The sequence below is a fragment of the Mycobacterium sp. UM_11 genome (assembly GCF_001414075.1).
GTDB lineage: Bacteria > Actinomycetota > Actinomycetes > Mycobacteriales > Mycobacteriaceae > Mycobacterium.
On sequence record NZ_LATC01000284.1, the window covers coordinates 1 to 293 of the forward strand.

A 293-nucleotide genomic window follows, 5' to 3' on the forward strand; every position below is an offset into this window, starting at 1 on the left:
GTGCAGCCGCGGTCCTTGGCGTAGAGCACGATCCGTTGGCCGGGGTTGGCGAGGCGTTTGGTGTGATACAGCGCCAGGGGTGTGGCGTCGTTGTCGAAGATGGCCAGGTAGTGATGCGCGTGGCGGGCCAGCCGGATCACGTCGCTGATCGGCAGGCGGGTGCCGCCACCGGTGCGCCCGTGCCCGGCGGCGGTCTGCAGTTCCTGCAGGGTGGTGGTGATGATGATGGAGGCCGGTAACCCGTTGTGCCGGCCGAGTTTTCCCGAGGCCAACAGCGCGCGCAGCCCCGCGGT

The 293-nt window shown here is 69.3% G+C and carries 1 protein-coding gene; it reads right to left on the reverse strand.

Going from position 1 to position 293, the window contains the following annotated elements:
- Nucleotides 1-293: DUF222 domain-containing protein (locus tag WU80_RS25045; protein WP_156349807.1), on the reverse strand; the 293-nt coding region annotated here is incomplete at both ends.